We start from the raw sequence: 16,393 nt of genomic DNA, 5'->3' as shown, positions 1-16,393 counted from the left end.
GGTCCGGATCGCTCTTGCAAGCATCCACTAATCCCGGTCGATCCGGAAACGCATCGATCGGAAATCCAGGGTGAAACCGGCCGCATCGGACCACGCGTCTTGGCCAAGCGTGCCGAACATGGGCGGACCGCCCGGGCCAGGCCTGCTTGTCGTTTGAATCCGCACGTTCTTGAGCGTGATTTCTTGCTTGCCTAGAACGAACTTCCATTCGGGCTGGTTGACCGTGTCGAAACTTCGCGCACCGCCCATGCCTGCTGAAAGCTGTTGGGAGCGGGGCCAGGCGCCCGCGCGATCCTTGACCTTGATCCAATAGGCAGAAGACAGGCCGGTGGCGCTGGCACCGGTGTCCAGTACGAGAGGCACCATCTCTCCTTCGGTAGAAACCATAACAGTCGGCGTCAGGCCGTCCATATAGATTTGCGTGCCACCTTCGAGCGGACCGGAAGCGGGTCCGATCGAGATGGCCTTGTCGCCGTGGAAGCGGATCCGGCCAAGCGCCTGGAATACGGGGAAGCCCAATGCAGCGGAAATCTGGTGTTCCTTGGCGGGCAGTCTAATGTGCAACAGCGCGTCGCTGACCACTAGCACGGCTACATTGCGGAGCGTGGCACTGCCCAGGTGAATCTCCTTGATGATCGCCACTTTGCTCTGAACCGTCACGCCAGTACTGGAAGCGATGCCCCCTGTTCCATCCTTGACCGAGAGGCCGAGACGCTTGGCGAAGCTCTCGCTGACGACAGAATAATTGGCGCCAGAGTCCAACATCCATGATCCGCCGATGCCGTTGGCCACCGCCTCGACGTCCAGCGTGCCGAGAGGATTGCGTCGGATGGGCAATCGGGACGGCCCCGCAAAGCTTATGGACTGGGGTGGCGAACCGCTGAGAGCGCTTGCCAGTGCCAGGACATCTCTTACACCCCGTACGGCGTCGGGATCTATGTCTTTCGCGTGATGCTGCAGCACTTCGCGCAGCGCCTTGGCCTGATCCGCGTACAACGAGCTTTTCTGGTAATCATCGGAGAGAGTCAGCAGGGCGTCTGCCGCCCGCGGCGAATGCCGTCGCTCCAGCTCGGGCAGCGCATGCAGAAGGGCGCGCGTTGAGGCATCGACATCGTTCAGGCGATTGGCCACGAGGCCCCGCACATAGTCGCCCTCGGCCGTGCCAGGCAGCGTCGGCAACATTGCGATCGCCTCATCCATGCGCCAGGCGTCCAGCGCCGCCCCGGTATGGGTGACGGGATCGGTCTGGCTCGCCATGGCGCCGGGAAAGCCCGCATAGGCCAGCATGGCCAGGAGACGCAGGTGATAACGGCTTTTCAAGAGTAGAACCCTTCTGGAAATGACGCAGATCAGCGTCGGAGCCGGACGAATGCGATCTGATTCATTCGTCCGGCATCGAGATCACCTCAGGCGCCGAAAGCCCCGTCGATGGTGTGCGCAGGGCGCGTGGATATTGATCCTCAGCAAGCGATCGATCTCGTCGGGATCCTGTTCGAGCGCGTCACCCGAGATTGCGATGCCAGCATCCACCACATGCACGTCGAGTACTCCTTGATTCGGTCTGTCGATGACTGCCGGTTTGGCAAGCGATGCAATTGCCCGATCGCTTGCCAAGCCGGCGAAGGATCGGGCTGACTTGCGCTCTTGGCTGGTCAGACACGGATCGTCCTGCTAGCTACGGCAACCGTAATAACCATGCGCTATCGAAAAGCCATCGTCTTGCGACGAGTCCCACGGCCGGCGGTAGCTGCAGGTTCCTCTGCCTCTCCCACGCGACCAGCCCTGGCGGTTCAAATATGGACCGCTTCAAACCAGTCCTCAAAAAATGCGCCAGCAACAAGTGCAACGTTGCTTTGAGCGGCGAGCAGGTCGTATCTCCCCAGCGCTTCCAGGGCCAATGCCGCGGCTCGCGATCTCAAGCTTGGGCTTGTGCTTTCAGATCAAGCATCATCGTGGGGAAGAACTCTGCAACCGTCGGATGAATTGGAACCGCCCAGCGGATTTCATCGATGGTCCGCTCTGCATTCATCATGTTGAGCAACCCGTGGATCGCCTCGTCGCCCCCCGTTCCCAGGATTGCGGCGCCCAGGACTTGCCTGGTTTCGGCATCAGCGATCACCGTCATGAATCCCTTGGTCTCCCCCTTTTCGACGGCGCGTCCGACCCTGGTCATCTCGCGCTTGGAGTAGAGGAGGGGACGGCCCGTGGCGACCGCCTGAGCCTGAGTGAGGCCAACGCGTGCAAGGGGAGGGTCGATAAATAGCGCGTAGCTCGACACTCGGCTACTGACGTGCCGATCGTCGCCATCGAGCAAGTTGGCAGCCACGATCTCGAAGTCGTTATAAGCGGTGTGAGTAAACGTGCCTTGGCCATTGCAGTCTCCCAATGCGTAGACGCCGTCGACCGTGGTTTGAAGTCGCTCGTCTACCCGAATGTAACCATGCTCGTCGCAGGCGATACCGGCCGCGTCCAGTCCAAGCGCATCGGTGTTGGGCACTCGCCCGGTTGCGACCAGTACATGGCTGCCAACGATAGCGGTCGGACCTGCCTCGGTTTCAAGCAAGATCGTCGTGTCTTGTCCATCAGAGCGAAATTCGATCCGACTTGCGCTCGTGAGCACCTTGATGTGCTCTCCTTCCAGGATCCGGCGGACTGCCGCAGAGATGTCTGGATCCTCACGGGGAATGAGGCGGTCGCTTCGCTCGATGAGCGTGACCTCAGCGCCGAATCGACGGTACATCTGAGCAAACTCGAGTCCGATGTAACTGCCACCGATCACGATCAGGTGCCGAGGAAGGACGTCCAGTGCGACCATGCCGGCATTGGTCATGAATGGCACATTCATCAGGCCCGGAAGATCTGGGATACCGGGGCGACCACCGACATTGATAAAGATGTTGGGAGCGGTCAAGTGCTGCCCGTTGACCTCCACCAACTTTGATCCAATAAAGCGCGCGTGCCCGCGGATGAGCTCAACATTGAGCATGCCGTCAAGCCAGGCTTCGTTGCTGCCACGCGAATCATCGATCACTTGCCTTGCGCGCGCGGCGACAGCTGGCATGTCCACATCGACCTCTCCCGTCGAGAAGCCGTATTCGCCGCCTCTTCTTGCCGTGTGGACTGCATAAGCGCTGGCAACAAGCGTCTTGGTCGGCTTGCAGCCGGTGTTAACGCAGGTGCCGCCGACAAGGTGACGCTCGATAATGGCCACACGCTTTCCAGCGGCATTAAGCCTGCCGGCGAGCGATGGTCCAGCCTGTCCGGCGCCGATGATAATGGCATCGAATTGGTGAACGCTCGGCTGAGCATCATGAATCGGGTTATCGTTTGACACTGATTTCCTACCTTTGCCCTGCCCGGGAGGGGGAGGGCGATTAAATGGATGACACCGCAAGAGTCGCCGGCGATCTTGTCAATGTGAATCAGGATGCAGAGATCAGAAAGACGGCGAACGTTGGGACTGCGATAGCCCGATGCGTGCCGCCCTCCAATCGCCTTGGCCGGCGATTCCAGCCAGGCGGCATCAGGCATCGAGTGGATCGCTCGATCCCCAGCGCGTAATGGAGCGGCGAGCCGTTTCGTGTGAGCGCGTGCATTGCAATCGCGGTCTTGAAGCACAGGAAAGCGCCTGGTAACTGGACAAGCGACATCAGGCGGGGTCACCGGGTATTTCCGAGCATGGGGGAGACGACAAGGTGCCCGAAGCCGGGCCGTAAACGGTCCGGCCCAGGCGGTACTCAGCGGGCAAAAGACTTGGGGCGTTGGCGTGCGTTCTTCACGGTGATCCAAATCGCCGAGAAGAGGAAATAGAACGCACCAACGCCGGCGTAGGGAGCCACCGTGCCGACATCCAGCGGCATGCCGGAGGTTGCTTGCTTGAAGAAAATCACGCCAGCGAGCGCGGACTGCGCGCCGCTGAGGATCATCACCCACTGGCCACCTGAGGTCTTCCAGCGACGCACGGCGGTGGCCAGTTGCAGCACGCCTGAGAGGATGGCCCAAGCGCCAACGACAGAGATGACAGCGGGCATGCCCTTGGTGAGCGCGACGGCGATCGCGATCGCGGTGAGCACACTGACAACGAAATTGAGCGCCTGGGTAGGGTTGGCGCGCAGGCCGCCGTTCTTCTGGGCATCCAGGTGATTGGCCAACGCATCCCATGCGGGATAGGCGATGAGCAGGGCAGCACCGACCTTCGGGTCATTCTTGCCGATAAATACCGCAAGCAGGATCCATACAGCCGACACGATGGTTCGCAGGAAATAATAGGTTTGAAGCCAGGAATTGGTCCTGCTAGCGATCGAAGTAGAACTTGACATGTTAAAACACCTTTTTGAGTTGGTGACAAAACGGGAATGTTATCTACCAACTAGGTGGTAGGGGTGCAACGTTTAAAAAAAAAGGCCGGGCCTTTTTTAGGAAGAGAGGTGCGCAGCGGTCAGCGATGACCCGAGGGGACGGTGCGGAGGCTGAATGCGGCCCGCCCGGACCTGCTCATGCGAGTCGGGCCGCCGCGCTCTCGCTCTCGCCGCGCTGCTGCGAGATCACTGAAAGCGTGACATCGATGTTGTTGCGCGTTGCATTGGAGTAGGGGCAGCTCTGATGGGCGGTTTCGACCAGCCTGGTGGCGTCCTGCTGATCCACGCCCGGCAGGTCGATCGCGAGGTCCACGGCGATGCCAAACCCGCCCGCAGCGCGTGGACCAATCCCCACCGTTGCGGTGACCGCCGCGTCGGCCGGTACCGTCAAGCCTAGTTTGGACGCGGCGACCTTCATGGCACTCAGGAAACAACCGGAGTAGCCCGCAGCGAATAGCTGCTCAGGGTTGGTGCCGTCGCCGCCTGCTCCACCCAGCTCTTTGGGCGTCACCAGCCGAACATTCAGATTGCCGTCGCTTGTGCGGGCGCTTCCTTCTCGGCCGCCGGTTGCAGTAGCGACAGCGCGGTACTTCACGTCTACAGACATATCGTTTTCCTTTGATAGCAGGAGCACTCGTGACGTCGAGCGCGCCGTCGGCGCCAGCCGCCGATGAGACGCATACTGTCCTACTAGTAGGTAGGTGTCAAGCGCGTGTTCTTGTCTGCGTTGTCGTTGGCAGCAGGATTTTTTCGGGCCCTGCCGTCGGACGGTGGTTGCAACGCTGGTCACTGGAACTTATATTTACCTACCATTAGGTAGATTGGTGATGCTTTGAGAGACACGGCAACCAGATTGATCGAAGAGGCTGCACGGCTGATCGTCGATGCCGGCTACAACGGGTTTAGCTACGCCGACCTAGCCGAGGCGATTGGGATTCGTAAGGCAAGTATTCATCACCATTTTCCTTCCAAGGTGGATCTGGTGGTTGCGGTGGTGGAGCAAAGGCGTGCCGCGATCCGTGCTCAGGTCGACGCTCTAGAACATGGGACGCCTGATGCAATGCTGCAGTTGCGTGCCTACGTGGATTATTGGAAGCGCTGTATTGAAGACCAATCATCCCCTTTCTGTCTGGCCGGGGTTCTTGCCGTCGAGCTGCCCAGTTTGCCGGCAGAAGTCGCCGTAGCAGTGCAAGGCCATTTCAATGACCTTGCACAGTGGCTTGAGCGCGTCATGGTGCTCGGCAAGAAGCAGGGCACAATCGAGCTGGAAATGAATCCTCGCATCTCCTCGCAATTCTTCCAGACAACGGTTTATGGGGCGATGGTGATGGCGCGGGCGTATAACGACCCCAACAAGTTCAATGCCATCATCGATGCGTTCATGCAGCGGATGCGGCCCAAGAGGCGTTGATCGCCTGGTGCCTATCGGAAGCTAGAGACCCTCGGCCCGATCGTGCAGCGATTGGTTCATCGATTTTCGAAGGCGTCCTGGGCCGCACGCTGGCCGATCCCTATAGATCCACGGAAATCGAAGTCGCTGGATCACGCCTGAAGGAGCGTGCACGCCACGGCATCTCGATCCGCACGATGAACACACCGGCCGACCGACCATTGAATCGGCGCCCACCACGGTCTGACCGACGTTGGACTCAGCGTGGCGCAGCCAGAGAGTCCGACAGCATGGCATCGGCAAGATCGAGCATCGCGCGCAAGCGGTCCATATGTCGCAAATCTTGGTGATAGCCCACCCATATCTCCCTGCTCGGAGGTGGCTGAGCTGCCGTCTCTATATGCTGAAGTCCAGGCAATGCATCGCCAAGCGGTGTGGGCAACACCGCAATGCCGGCGCCTTGTAAGCACATCTGGGCCTGAACCGTCCGACTGGTGCTTGTAAACACGCGCCGTGAGCCGGGAAAAGTATCGAGCGCCCAGGCAACATCTGGGAAATGCGACTGCGCCGCATTCATTAGGATCAGCCCCACCGACGCCGGATCGTCCTGCATCTTTCGGGCCGTCTCTGACGATCCGTAGAGGCCGTAAGGCATTTTCATCAGGCGGCGCTGCACGATGTCCGGCTCGCTAAATGGCACGATGCGGAAGGCGACGTCTGCGTCACGACGTGAGAGATCAAGCAGCCGATAGCTGGCGATCACCTCTGGCACAACATCCGGGTGACGGCGTCCGAGCTCTGCCAAGACCGGAGCTAATACATATCCAGCGAACCAGTCCGCTGACGATATTCGAAGAATCCCCTCAAGGCGTTCCTGATTTCCCGCGAGACGACGCTCCATGGAGAGCGCTGAATTTTCCATGGACTCGGCCAGCGCCAGCACCGCGTCGCCGGCGTCAGTCAGGACAAGGCCATCCTTCGTTCGTCGGAAGAGCGGCTGACCGGCCTCATCTTCGAGCGCCTTGACCCGACGACCAACCGTTGGATGGCTGACTCCCAGACTGCGAGCGGCCTCACCAAAGGATCCGCCGCGAGTGGCAGCAAGAAAGATGCGGACATCACTCCACTCCATATCGTCTTCCCGTTCAAAAATGCACGAAGAATATGCAGCAATGGCAGTCCACAGACAATACTGTCCATAGCACCATGGTAAACCAGTCACCCGATTAGGTCGCGATGATCTTTCTCCTAAACATCGTTGTTCGATTTGACGCCACCGTGGATCAAGATAGGCGCCTGGATCTGCTCACGAAAGAGCACGCCATTGCCAAGGAGCATATGGCCGCGGGAAGGCTTCGCCATATCTGGCGGACACCTGCGCAGCAAGGCAACTGGAGCATCTGGGAGGTCGATCACCCGACCGAGCTCCACGACATTGTTTCTTCCTTGCCGCTGTATCCCTGGATGACACTCTCGGTGCACGCCTTGGCCGACCATCCTGTATCGGAGGGCTCGCCACCGGACCATGGAGTCGAGCCGGTCCTTGAAGGCTTCGCTCAGGGCCAGGTGTCGCGAGAGGACGCCGAAGGTTCCAGTGGGACGCACATGCTGGTGAGCTATGCGGGCAGGCTCGGAGATCGCTTCGACCGCGAGTACTACATGACCCGCCACATACCCATGGTCGAAGAGGCCTGGATGCCGCTGGGTCTCCAGTCCACCGACGTTCTGTTTTCGGCGAACGGCGACCAGGAAATTGCAGCCGTTTGTCTCTGCAAATTCAAGACTGAAGGCGCGATGCATGCTGCACTGAGCGCGCCAGAAACGGTAGCGATCATGTCAGACATCGAGCGATTCACCGACATCGCACCGACACGACGCATCCTGGCAGGCCCATAGGTGCCTCTGGCGTCTTGAGGCGGAGCACACTTATGGAAGCTAAGAGCAAAACACAAGGGACGCCCCGGACGCCGGTTTGGTCTGGCGTCCGAGTGCGCACTTCGCGGCGTGGGCACTTTTGGATAACGGGTGAACGCGTGCGCAAGGAGGGACTGAGCTATCAGGCAGGACCGATGTATGTGGAATGGGAGGCACCTGTCGCAGTGACTCAGCCCCTGCCAGTGGTGCTAGTGCATGGAGGGACGCTACAGGGTACCGAATGGAGCGAAACGCCGGATGGCCGGCCGGGCTGGGCCCAAAGATTGGTCGAGGCAGGCTACGCCGTCTTCGTCGTTGACCGACCCGGACATGGCCGATCTCCGTATCACCCGGATCTTATGGGGCCGACCAGCCCTCCGTTCTCATATGAGCGCGGGCGAGCCGTGTATTTCCCGGAAGGCGGAGGAGAAACGCAGTGGCCATTCGACATTGAAGATGCCAACGCATTCGATGCACTCATTGCCGCGTACGGACCGATGCCCGCCGACCTGGCCTATTCGCAACAGCTCGATGCGAGCAGGCTTGCTGGACTGTTGGATCGCATCGGCCCGGCGATCATCGTGACGCATTCTGCATCTGGACCGGATGGCTGGCTCGTAGCAGACCAGCGTCCGGAGCTTGTAGCGGCAATTGTCGCCATCGAACCCATGGGGCCCGCGTTCGGACACACGCCCGGAATCGGCACGCTTACCTGGGGCTTGACCGCAGCACCCATGAAATTCTCTCCTCCACATGCGACGCCCGCAGGCCTAAAGGCTGCGGCGCCTGAGACACGGCGCATTCCATCACTGGCAGCGATGCCCGTAGCGCTAGTGACCGGAGAGACGTCCGTGTTCTCTACCTTCGCACCATCAGTTGCGGATTTTCTTCGCCAAGCCGGCGCGCAAGTCGATCACCTCCACATGCCATCGTTTGTAATCCATGGAAATGGCCACGGAATGATTTACGAAAAGAATTCGGACCAGGTGCTGGGCGTGGTGCTTGGCTGGCTGACAGACCATATGTCGCCCTGCCGCGGCGCTACCTACGAAGCACCAAGCGAAACATGCGTCGCCGCTCACGTGCGGGCGCGGCAAGAGGAAAGTCTATGAATACCTCGCTACATCAAATAGAGGAAGCAGCACCCGATGCACGTCGTTGGCTTGCGCTAGTGGTGCTATTGACCGGCACGCTGCTACCGCCACTCGACTTTTTTATCGTCAACGTCGCCTTGCCTGTTATCCGCGCCGACTTCCGCGCCTCGTCGGATGTGTCTCAATTGGTCGTGTCGGTCTATGCGGCAGCGTATGCGGTTACGCTCATCCTCGGCGGCCGCTTAGGGGATCTTTACGGGCGAAAGCGCGTGTTCGTGGGGGGCATGTTGGGCTTCGGGTTGGCCTCGGCACTGTGTGGCATGGCTCCGACTCCCGGCTTTCTGGTGGCTGGGCGTCTATTGCAGGGGGTTTCTGCGGCCATCATGGCGCCGCAGTCGCTCGCGTCGATCCACGCCATCTTCCCTGCGAGCGAGAAGGGCCGCGCGCTTAGCTTGTACGGCGCCACGTTCGGCCTTGCCTCGGTTGGCGGACAGCTGTTGGGCGGCGTGTTGGTCTCTATGAGCCCGTTTGGACTTGGCTGGCGTAGCGTCTTCCTTATCAATCTTCCCATCATCTTTTTCGCTGTGCCGGCGGCCCTAATGCTGCTTCGGGAAAGCAGGGCAGAACGCTCAGCTCGAATAGATATCCTCGGTGCGTTTCTTCTAGCCGCTGGTTTGCTAGCTGTCGTCGTGCCGGCCATCGAAGGCCGCGGGCGCGGCTGGCCCTGGTGGTGCGTCGCGATGTTGATATTGACCGTGCCACTACTTTTCTCATTCTGGCGCTATGAAAAGCATCTGGAGGGTGCCGGAAAAACACCTCTCGTGCTGCCGTCATTGTTGCTGGCGCGCGGATTGCAACGACGCTTGCTGGCAACGTTCTTCTTCTACGCGCTCGCGGCCTTCTTCCTAGTGTTTGCAGTTTATGAACAGGTTGGACTGGGGCACGATTCCCTGAAGACCGGACTGGCGGTGCTTCCGCTCGGGGTGGGCTTCTTTCTAGGCCCGCTGTGCGGTCCGCGTCTTGCAAGATGGTTTGGCCCGCGCTCGGCGGTGCTGGGCATGGCATTGGAGGTAGCCGGACTTGCGATAGCGGCGTCGCTGGCTGCCATAGGTCTGCCAACCTGGCTTCCGGGGCCTCTATTTGTGATTGGGCTAGGGCAGGGCATCGCGCTTCCGGCCTTGGTCAGGTTAACGGTCGAGCACGTGGATGCGCGTTGGGCTGGACTGGCATCCGGGTTGGTGAATGCCACGTTGCAAATCAGCGCCGCAGTCTCGGTGGCACTGATCGGTGGACTGTTTTTCACGCTTGCACCCGACGGCGCAAGTGAAACCAAGGTTCAAATCGGATTTGCAGCCGCATCGCTCGCCATTGCCCTCTCATTGGCGCTCGCGGCCGTCCTGAGTTGGAAGCGCAGCAATTGATATTGATATGGAATGTAGAAGGCCACGACGTTGGCGCCACTTCACGGTCGGAGCAAGCTGAGCGTACGCATCATAGCGTGGCTTTCAATGCCTCTCGCCACCGGTGGTTGCAATGGCTTGGTTATTCCGGCAAGCGCCTCGCGGAATGCTTCTAGCAGCGTATGTGACGAGTGTCCTGAATCATCGGTCACTTGGGTTCGTTACATTACTCCACACTTACACGACAAAGGACATGTGATGAAAACAATTGGTCTAATCGGCGGCATGAGTTGGGAGTCGACAGTGCCTTATTACCGCTTGATTAATGAGACCGTGCGCAGCACTCTCGGCGGCCTGCACTCAGCCAAGTTGATGCTGATAAGTGTGAACTTCCATGAGATCGAGATGCTCCAGCATGCCGGGAATTGGACTGCGGCAGGCGAGGCAATGGCTGGTGCCGCACAGGCGCTGCACGCCGGTGGCGCCGATTTTATCGTGTTGTGCACAAATACAATGCATAAAGTGGCCCATCAGATCACTGCGGCCACCCCCTTGCCGCTGTTACACATCGTCGACAGCACTGCCGATGCGCTGGCCCAGGCCGGCGTCACCCGCGTCGGCCTACTCGGCACACGCTTCACGATGGAACAAGACTTCTATAGAGAGCGCCTCAGCACACGGGGCTTTGAGGTGATCACTCCTGATGAGGACGGCCGTGACAACATCCATCGGATCATCTATGACGAACTTTGCCAGGGCGTCATCAGAGACGAATCACGTGCAATTTATCGTCAGATCATGAGTTCAATGAGCGGAGCTGGCGCACAAGGGATCATCTTAGGGTGTACTGAGATATCGCTACTTGTGGACCAGTCGGATGCCACAGTGCCGCTTTTTGACACGACCGCGCTGCACGCCCAAGCAGCTGCGCTGTTGAGCATCGCCGGCGAGCTACAAAAATGCTGAGCGCCCTAAGCACTTTAAGAGAAACCTACGAGATAGCCACCCAGCTAATAACTTCTTAAATGGTGTAGCCTTCAGCATTCTTCGCCATTGGCGAACAGGGACACAGGGCAGACTCGTTATTAGATGCCTTATCACCCATCAGTTGGCCAGAAGTAAGCGACCATTGCTCCCAACGAGGACTGCTTTTTTGATCGATTAGGGAGATTTATCGAGGGTAGGCAGGACATCTATTGTGGCTTCCAGCAACAAATGCCTTGGTGAGGACAGGGCGCTGGCTTTCCGGATGGGCACTACGAGCGCTACTCAATGCATTTCTTGCGCCGGAAACCGTATCGGGAACGAAATTTCGTCTCTTTGGCGTGAGCTCGGCCAATTGGATGCGTCTTGACAGCGTCGAGCTTGAAACGCCGGAGTACCACAAAGCGTTGCTCGGCGGGCACGCGGGGTAATCCTTGCGGGCTCCTAGATTCCTTGTGCGCAGCCGTCATTCCGCCGACGACGTAATACGGCTACCAACGACCATGGCGTTGGCGAGCGGGGAGGGGGGTGGGAGGGGCTTGCGAGTCAGGCTAGGCTTGCTAAGGTGACCTCAAGGGGCCACGTGCCTCGGCTCGGTAGTTCGCTCGTACCATGCTTGCCTCCGGGGTCTCAAACTCGGGGGCCATTTATTAAACCTCTGACGCCTCGCGCCGATGTCAAGCGCGGGGCGTCATCTAGTTCACATACGGAGGCGAACTTGTTACGCAATATTTTGTTGCTATTTGTCGTGGCGGCTATGGCCCCTTCGTCCGTCGGCTCTGCCCAAGCTAGCGAACCCATCGCGCCAGTAGGCGTCGGCGGAACCGTTGGATCCATCAGCGATGACGCGCTGATGCAGCAGTGGTCGCTTGCCCAGGACGCTTGCCGTGGCAATCCCGAAGATGAAACCGCGTGTGCTAAGCGTAACCGCGCTACTGCCGGACTCATCGCCCGTGGATACGAACAGCACAATCACGACGTTTGGACCTCACCTTCCGACGCGGGGCACTTTGATGGCGTAGTTCAAAGCAGCGACGATTGGGCGGTTAACCAGAGCTCACTGGTGATGCTGATGGCGGGTCCAGCCGCGCTTAAAACCCTAAGAAACCACCTCTCGGATGAGAAAATAATCGCCCTTTGGAATGAATCGAGCGACTCAATGAGGCACGAGTTCCCGCGCGCTTGGTCCATACTCAGCCCGCAGATGAGGAAAATAGAGATAGACCACAAGGGCGAAAGCGACGTTCGCTACAGTCTGGATTAGCACCTTCCAAGTCGCAGACCCACAAGGATTCTCCATCCTTCCGTCGTTGCGGCTAAAGCAATTATTCTTGCGCGTGTGGCCCTCGGCAAGGCCTAAGCAAGGCCGGTTCGATACTTGGTAGGAGACGAAAGTGCTCGTAACAAGGGTTTTAGGCCAGTGCCCCGCTTGCGGTCACGGGCGATACGGCAATGTGGACGTATACGGCAATCACGTCCTTCGAGGATGCGAGCGCTGCGGGGTGTCAGAGCAGGTCTGGCTTCCTCCACTTCGCAAGAAGATCCTATATCTGGACCAATCGTTCTTCAGCGGGGCGTTTCGTGGAGGGGAGCGCAACCGCCACTATGTCGAGCTCGCAGACCACATACAACGCGCAGCCTCGGCGCAGTTGGTCACCATCCCCCGCTCTTCGATACACGACTACGAGACTCGACTGTGGGAACGCGGTGACGAGCTCTTGGAGTTCATCAAGCGGACAAGTCGTGGCCACACGTTTGAGAGGGCATACAACGTCGAACGCCGGCAGATACTGACAGGGTTCAGACGCTGGCTCGATGGCGATGTCTCAGCATACCCATTGGCCCAGCGAGAGGCGTTGTCTGAGCAGGTGCACGACTGGGATGGTTACTTTGTGGTGGGGATCCAGCACCAGCCAGGAGACAACGAGGCTCAGCGAGAGTTCAAGCGGCAGTCGTTGGAGGGTTTGCTTAACCTTTTCCACGGCTGGCGGGCGTCTGAAGATTCGTTTGAGCAGTGCGTTGCCGGAGAGCTGGCCGGAGCCAAAAAGCTATACCTTGATGCCTTCCTCACCTACTTCACAAGGTTGGGGCAGGGGGATTTCTCCGCTCTGTTTGACTCTCCAATAATCTCGAAGGTGGTGGAGCAGATGCGGTATCTCCTCCCGCCAGAGCAAACGCTCCAGGAATCAGTACGAGCCTGCGCTTCGTTCTTCGATTCCGAGCATTTCGCGAAGCTTCCATTTCAGCATGTGCGTGCTTGCTCATACGCAACACTTCAGAGGATGGTTCGGAACGGCGCTTATGTAAATCTAGAGCGTGCTCGCGGGAAGCTGAGCGGGTTCTACTCAGATGTGGACCATGCGGCGTTCTACGCACCATATTGCGATGCCATAGCGCTGGACCAGGCGATGGCAGAGCTGATGGGTGAAAGAGGGGTGGACCTGGAGCAGACCTTCGGAGTGAAGGTTTTTAGCCTTAATCGCCTCGAAGAGTTCCATGGCTGGTTGGACGACCTAGAGGCGGGCGTCACTGATGAATATCGTCAGGCCCTGTCAAACGCATATCCAGAGTGATGCCCTCTTGGTTGCTCGCACCCATCCGCAGCTGAGCTTCCCCATGTCAGGAAATGATGGTCAGCGCAAGAATCGCCAGCATCGGAACCATGACGATGAGCCCGATGAAGCGCCAGATGCCGCAGGTCGTGATTGCCCACAGTTGGCCCACATTGAAGTGACCAACGCTGCGCTGTACAGCCGCGTAACTGAGGTGGCGGAGGATAGGGCGTAGTTCATGGCCGTTCCCTGAGTTGGTAGCGTGGTGCTATCTTTAACGAAGAGACCCCTTCAAAGGGAGTGGTGCAGTCATTCTGAAACACGGTGTCTAGGTCACCCCCCCGCCCCTCCGCTAGCTTTTCGCCGACCGGTTGAGGCGAGCCCCAGCACTACCGGGCTTGCTCAGCGAGCGTGCTTCGGGTTTGCTGATGGACATGATAAGAACTTGGCCGGCTAAGACGCCCCCGCTTTTTTCAAGCTGGGGACGCTTGTTATCCCACTTAGGTGATGAATGAATCCAGCAACTTTCATTTCGCTCTCCACGGTTCGTCTACTTTGTGGCAGTGCCGGCGTATCGACGTCCGTGGGAACCGGTTTTTTCTATGTCGGGGAGTTTGATGTTTCTGAGGGGAAAGCGCAGGTCCCGCTAATCTTCACAAACAAGCATGTTGTTGCGGGCTGCGAAGAAATCAAAATGACGTTGACAGTTCGTCAGCCCAGCGCGGAAATCGGTGAAATCGTCGTGGCTCCCGGAGATATACACCGAAATGTTCTCATCCCCGGGTGTCAGCAACGAATGCTCTTACATCCCGATCCTCAGGTGGACCTTTGCGCATTCTTCATTGGCGATATCATGAGTGATATCGAGTCGGCCGGACAGCAGCTTAGGAATACATTTCTAAATGCTAGCTTTTTAGTTCCGGATGACGAGCGAAAGAACATCAGGCCTATCGAGCCGGTGATGATGATTGGCTATCCAAGTGGGCTTTGGGATGAACAGAATAATCGCCCTTTGGCGAGGCGGGGAAGCACTGCTTCCCACCCGTTCTTAAAGTGGAATGGCAAAGTTGAGTTTGTGATTGATGCAGCCTGCTTCCCTGGCTCAAGTGGGTCTCCTGTTTTCCTCTTCGAGGATTTGATGTTTAGAACCAAAGACAACGCATACACGCCCGGAACGAAGGCGCAGTTGCTAGGTATCTTAGCGTCAGGCCCCCTCTACACCAGCGAAGGCAAGCTCATTCAGAAGGACATCCCAACGGCCACGAGCATCGTGCCCGTGGTCCAAACCATGATGAATCTCGGGAATGTTGTGCATGCAAGCGCCCTGGGCGATATCATAACGATGGTCAAGGAAGCATCGATAGCAGGAAAGAGCTTCCCAAAAGCGATTACATGAACGTTACCGCCTTGAATAGTCTCGCGGCTTGGCTGACGACCTTCTACAGCGGTTCGAGGCGGGGCCGCTGACGCAGCAGGGGAACGAGAGACACAGCATTTTCGTTTCTTGCAATCAAATGATTGGGCGGGCTTGGGGCGGGCGCCCTTTACCCGCGCCATCGGCGAGCCTCAATGGCGGGGTCCTTTAGTCTTCAAGCAGTCGAGCAGCGGGGTTAGCTGTGGCTCCGCCGGTCTGAAAGTACCCGACGACACTAGCTACAGACCGGTGCTCGGTCAGCTGCATAATCGCCGGCAAGGCCACACCTTGGCGGCTGGCCTCGGTCACAAACCCCGACCGCAGGCTGTGCCCCCCAAAATCCCCCTCCAGGCCCGCCAGTCGGGCCCGCCGCTGCACGATTTCGCCGATCGCGGCCGGGGAGAGGGCAGGGCCGACGCGCTGCTTCCATAGCCTCCGGAAAATCGCCCCCTCGGTGACCCCTGACGCCTCCAGCCAATCCTGTAGCGCGAGAGCGGCCCTATCCAGCACCGGCTTGTCCGGGGTTGATGTGGCAGTGACGCCCGCCTGTTGGGTCTTGCTGTGTTCTAGGCGGTAGATATAGCCAGCCTCGCCGATGCGGCGCAGGTCGCGCAGGTCGGCGGCGGCGATCTCGCTGCGCCGCCGTCCGCCACTAGCAAACCCGAAGCAGAGGAGGGCACGGTCACGAATCCCTTCCAAACTGTCGTCGCAGGTGGCCAGCAGGGCTTCCAGCTCGGGGAGGGTGATCGCGGTCTTCTTCCGCGGGCGCTCGCCGCGTTTGACCGCCGCCCGCGCCGCGCGGCTGAGCACGGTACGGATCGCCGGCTGCTCGCAGGGATTGGCCACTTGCTTCAGTCGGTGCGCGGTGGAGAGCACGGCAACGCGATGGCGCACGGTGGCCAAGGTCCACGGGCCGAGCTTGGCCTTGAGGCCAGCGGCCACCAAGGCCTGGTCGACGGCCGGCGGCAGTTCGCAGACCAATTCGCCGTCGGATGAGCGGCGCTGCACATGGTCGACCACAAACTGCAGCACGGTGGCTTCGGATACCGGCAAGGCTAGCTCGATGCCGTACCGTGTCGCGTGCCAGCCAGCCCAGTAGCGTAGGGCGCTGGTGTAGCTACGGGTGGTGTTCTCGGCCGCCGCTTCGGCCAGCAATTCGCGCACCGCGTCGGCAGCCTGGCGAGCCAGCTGTGCCGGCAGCACCAGGCTGGTAGCCGTCGCGGCGAGCACGGGAATCGTGGAATTATCTTTCATACTATGTAATGTATACTACGAAAGTGAGCACAT

At 59.1% G+C, this 16,393-nt stretch carries 14 protein-coding genes and 1 pseudogene; 8 read left to right on the top strand and 7 right to left on the bottom strand.

Annotated features, from left to right (window positions below):
• Positions 1–27: 27 nt before the first annotated feature.
• The 5 genes and pseudogenes from ABB28_RS03095 to ABB28_RS03080 all read right to left on the bottom strand — a co-directional run bounded on the left by ABB28_RS03095 (position 28) and on the right by ABB28_RS03080 (position 4,965).
• Positions 28–1,320 carry a retropepsin-like aspartic protease family protein gene (locus tag ABB28_RS03095; protein WP_152983369.1) on the bottom strand — a complete coding sequence of 431 codons (1,293 nt, stop codon included), beginning with the start codon at positions 1,318–1,320 and terminating at the stop codon, positions 28–30.
• A gap of 120 nt (positions 1,321–1,440) precedes the next feature.
• A pseudogene (locus ABB28_RS18330) lies at positions 1,441–1,551 on the bottom strand (oxidoreductase); the annotation flags it as partial.
• Positions 1,552–1,915: 364 nt separating this feature from the next.
• Positions 1,916–3,334 (bottom strand): FAD-containing oxidoreductase, encoded by a 1,419-nt coding sequence (locus tag ABB28_RS03090; protein WP_245625259.1) that lies wholly within the window; start codon positions 3,332–3,334, stop codon positions 1,916–1,918.
• Positions 3,335–3,737: 403 nt separating this feature from the next.
• On the bottom strand, positions 3,738–4,319 hold the full coding sequence (locus ABB28_RS03085; protein ID WP_057507215.1) for a DUF308 domain-containing protein: 582 nt from the start codon (positions 4,317–4,319) through the stop codon (positions 3,738–3,740).
• Between the two features lie 175 nt (positions 4,320–4,494).
• Positions 4,495–4,965 carry an organic hydroperoxide resistance protein gene (locus ABB28_RS03080; RefSeq protein WP_057507214.1) on the bottom strand — a complete coding sequence of 157 codons (471 nt, stop codon included), beginning with the start codon at positions 4,963–4,965 and terminating at the stop codon, positions 4,495–4,497.
• 246 nt (positions 4,966–5,211) lie between these two features.
• On the opposite strand from ABB28_RS03080, the gene ABB28_RS03075 reads away from it, so the two are divergent.
• Complete coding sequence (locus ABB28_RS03075) at positions 5,212–5,769, top strand: TetR/AcrR family transcriptional regulator (protein WP_211260349.1); 558 nt, start codon at positions 5,212–5,214, stop codon at positions 5,767–5,769.
• A gap of 238 nt (positions 5,770–6,007) precedes the next feature.
• Here ABB28_RS03075 and ABB28_RS03070 read toward each other — a convergent pair whose 3' ends face one another.
• Complete coding sequence (locus ABB28_RS03070) at positions 6,008–6,880, bottom strand: LysR family transcriptional regulator (protein WP_057507212.1); 873 nt, start codon at positions 6,878–6,880, stop codon at positions 6,008–6,010.
• A 104-nt stretch (positions 6,881–6,984) separates the two neighbouring features.
• Here ABB28_RS03070 and ABB28_RS17645 point away from each other — a divergent pair, with 104 nt between their 5' ends.
• The 7 genes from ABB28_RS17645 to ABB28_RS03040 all read left to right on the top strand — a co-directional run bounded on the left by ABB28_RS17645 (position 6,985) and on the right by ABB28_RS03040 (position 15,088).
• Positions 6,985–7,644, top strand: a complete 660-nt coding sequence (locus tag ABB28_RS17645; RefSeq protein ID WP_083491884.1) for a muconolactone Delta-isomerase family protein — start codon at positions 6,985–6,987, stop codon at positions 7,642–7,644.
• A gap of 32 nt (positions 7,645–7,676) precedes the next feature.
• Positions 7,677–8,774 (top strand): alpha/beta fold hydrolase, encoded by a 1,098-nt coding sequence (locus tag ABB28_RS17640; RefSeq protein WP_161809843.1) that lies wholly within the window; start codon positions 7,677–7,679, stop codon positions 8,772–8,774.
• Complete coding sequence (locus tag ABB28_RS03060; RefSeq protein WP_057507211.1) at positions 8,771–10,177, top strand: MFS transporter; 1,407 nt, start codon at positions 8,771–8,773, stop codon at positions 10,175–10,177. Before ABB28_RS17640 ends, ABB28_RS03060 begins: the two co-directional genes overlap by 4 nt.
• 237 nt (positions 10,178–10,414) lie before the next feature.
• Positions 10,415–11,122: an aspartate/glutamate racemase family protein gene (locus tag ABB28_RS03055; RefSeq protein WP_057507210.1), complete on the top strand. Its 708-nt coding sequence runs from the start codon at positions 10,415–10,417 to the stop codon at positions 11,120–11,122.
• Positions 11,123–11,858: 736 nt separating this feature from the next.
• The gene (locus ABB28_RS18325; RefSeq protein ID WP_245625258.1) at positions 11,859–12,404 is read left to right on the top strand and encodes a hypothetical protein; all 546 of its coding nucleotides are present in this window, start codon (positions 11,859–11,861) and stop codon (positions 12,402–12,404) included.
• 238 nt (positions 12,405–12,642) lie between these two features.
• A complete protein-coding gene (locus ABB28_RS03045) occupies positions 12,643–13,713 on the top strand; it encodes a hypothetical protein (protein WP_057507209.1) in 1,071 nt (356 codons plus the stop codon).
• 490 nt (positions 13,714–14,203) lie between these two features.
• Entirely contained in the window at positions 14,204–15,088 is an 885-nt protein-coding gene (locus tag ABB28_RS03040; RefSeq protein ID WP_083491883.1) for a S1 family peptidase, read from the top strand.
• A 186-nt stretch (positions 15,089–15,274) separates the two neighbouring features.
• Here ABB28_RS03040 and ABB28_RS03035 read toward each other — a convergent pair whose 3' ends face one another.
• Entirely contained in the window at positions 15,275–16,360 is a 1,086-nt protein-coding gene (locus ABB28_RS03035; RefSeq protein WP_057507207.1) for a site-specific integrase, read from the bottom strand.
• Positions 16,361–16,393 lie beyond the last annotated feature (33 nt).

The organism is Stenotrophomonas chelatiphaga (assembly GCF_001431535.1).
GTDB classification, from domain to species: domain Bacteria; phylum Pseudomonadota; class Gammaproteobacteria; order Xanthomonadales; family Xanthomonadaceae; genus Stenotrophomonas; species Stenotrophomonas chelatiphaga.
The sequence above is the reverse complement of the archived record's forward strand: the minus strand, read 5'-3'. Positions and strand labels throughout refer to the sequence as shown.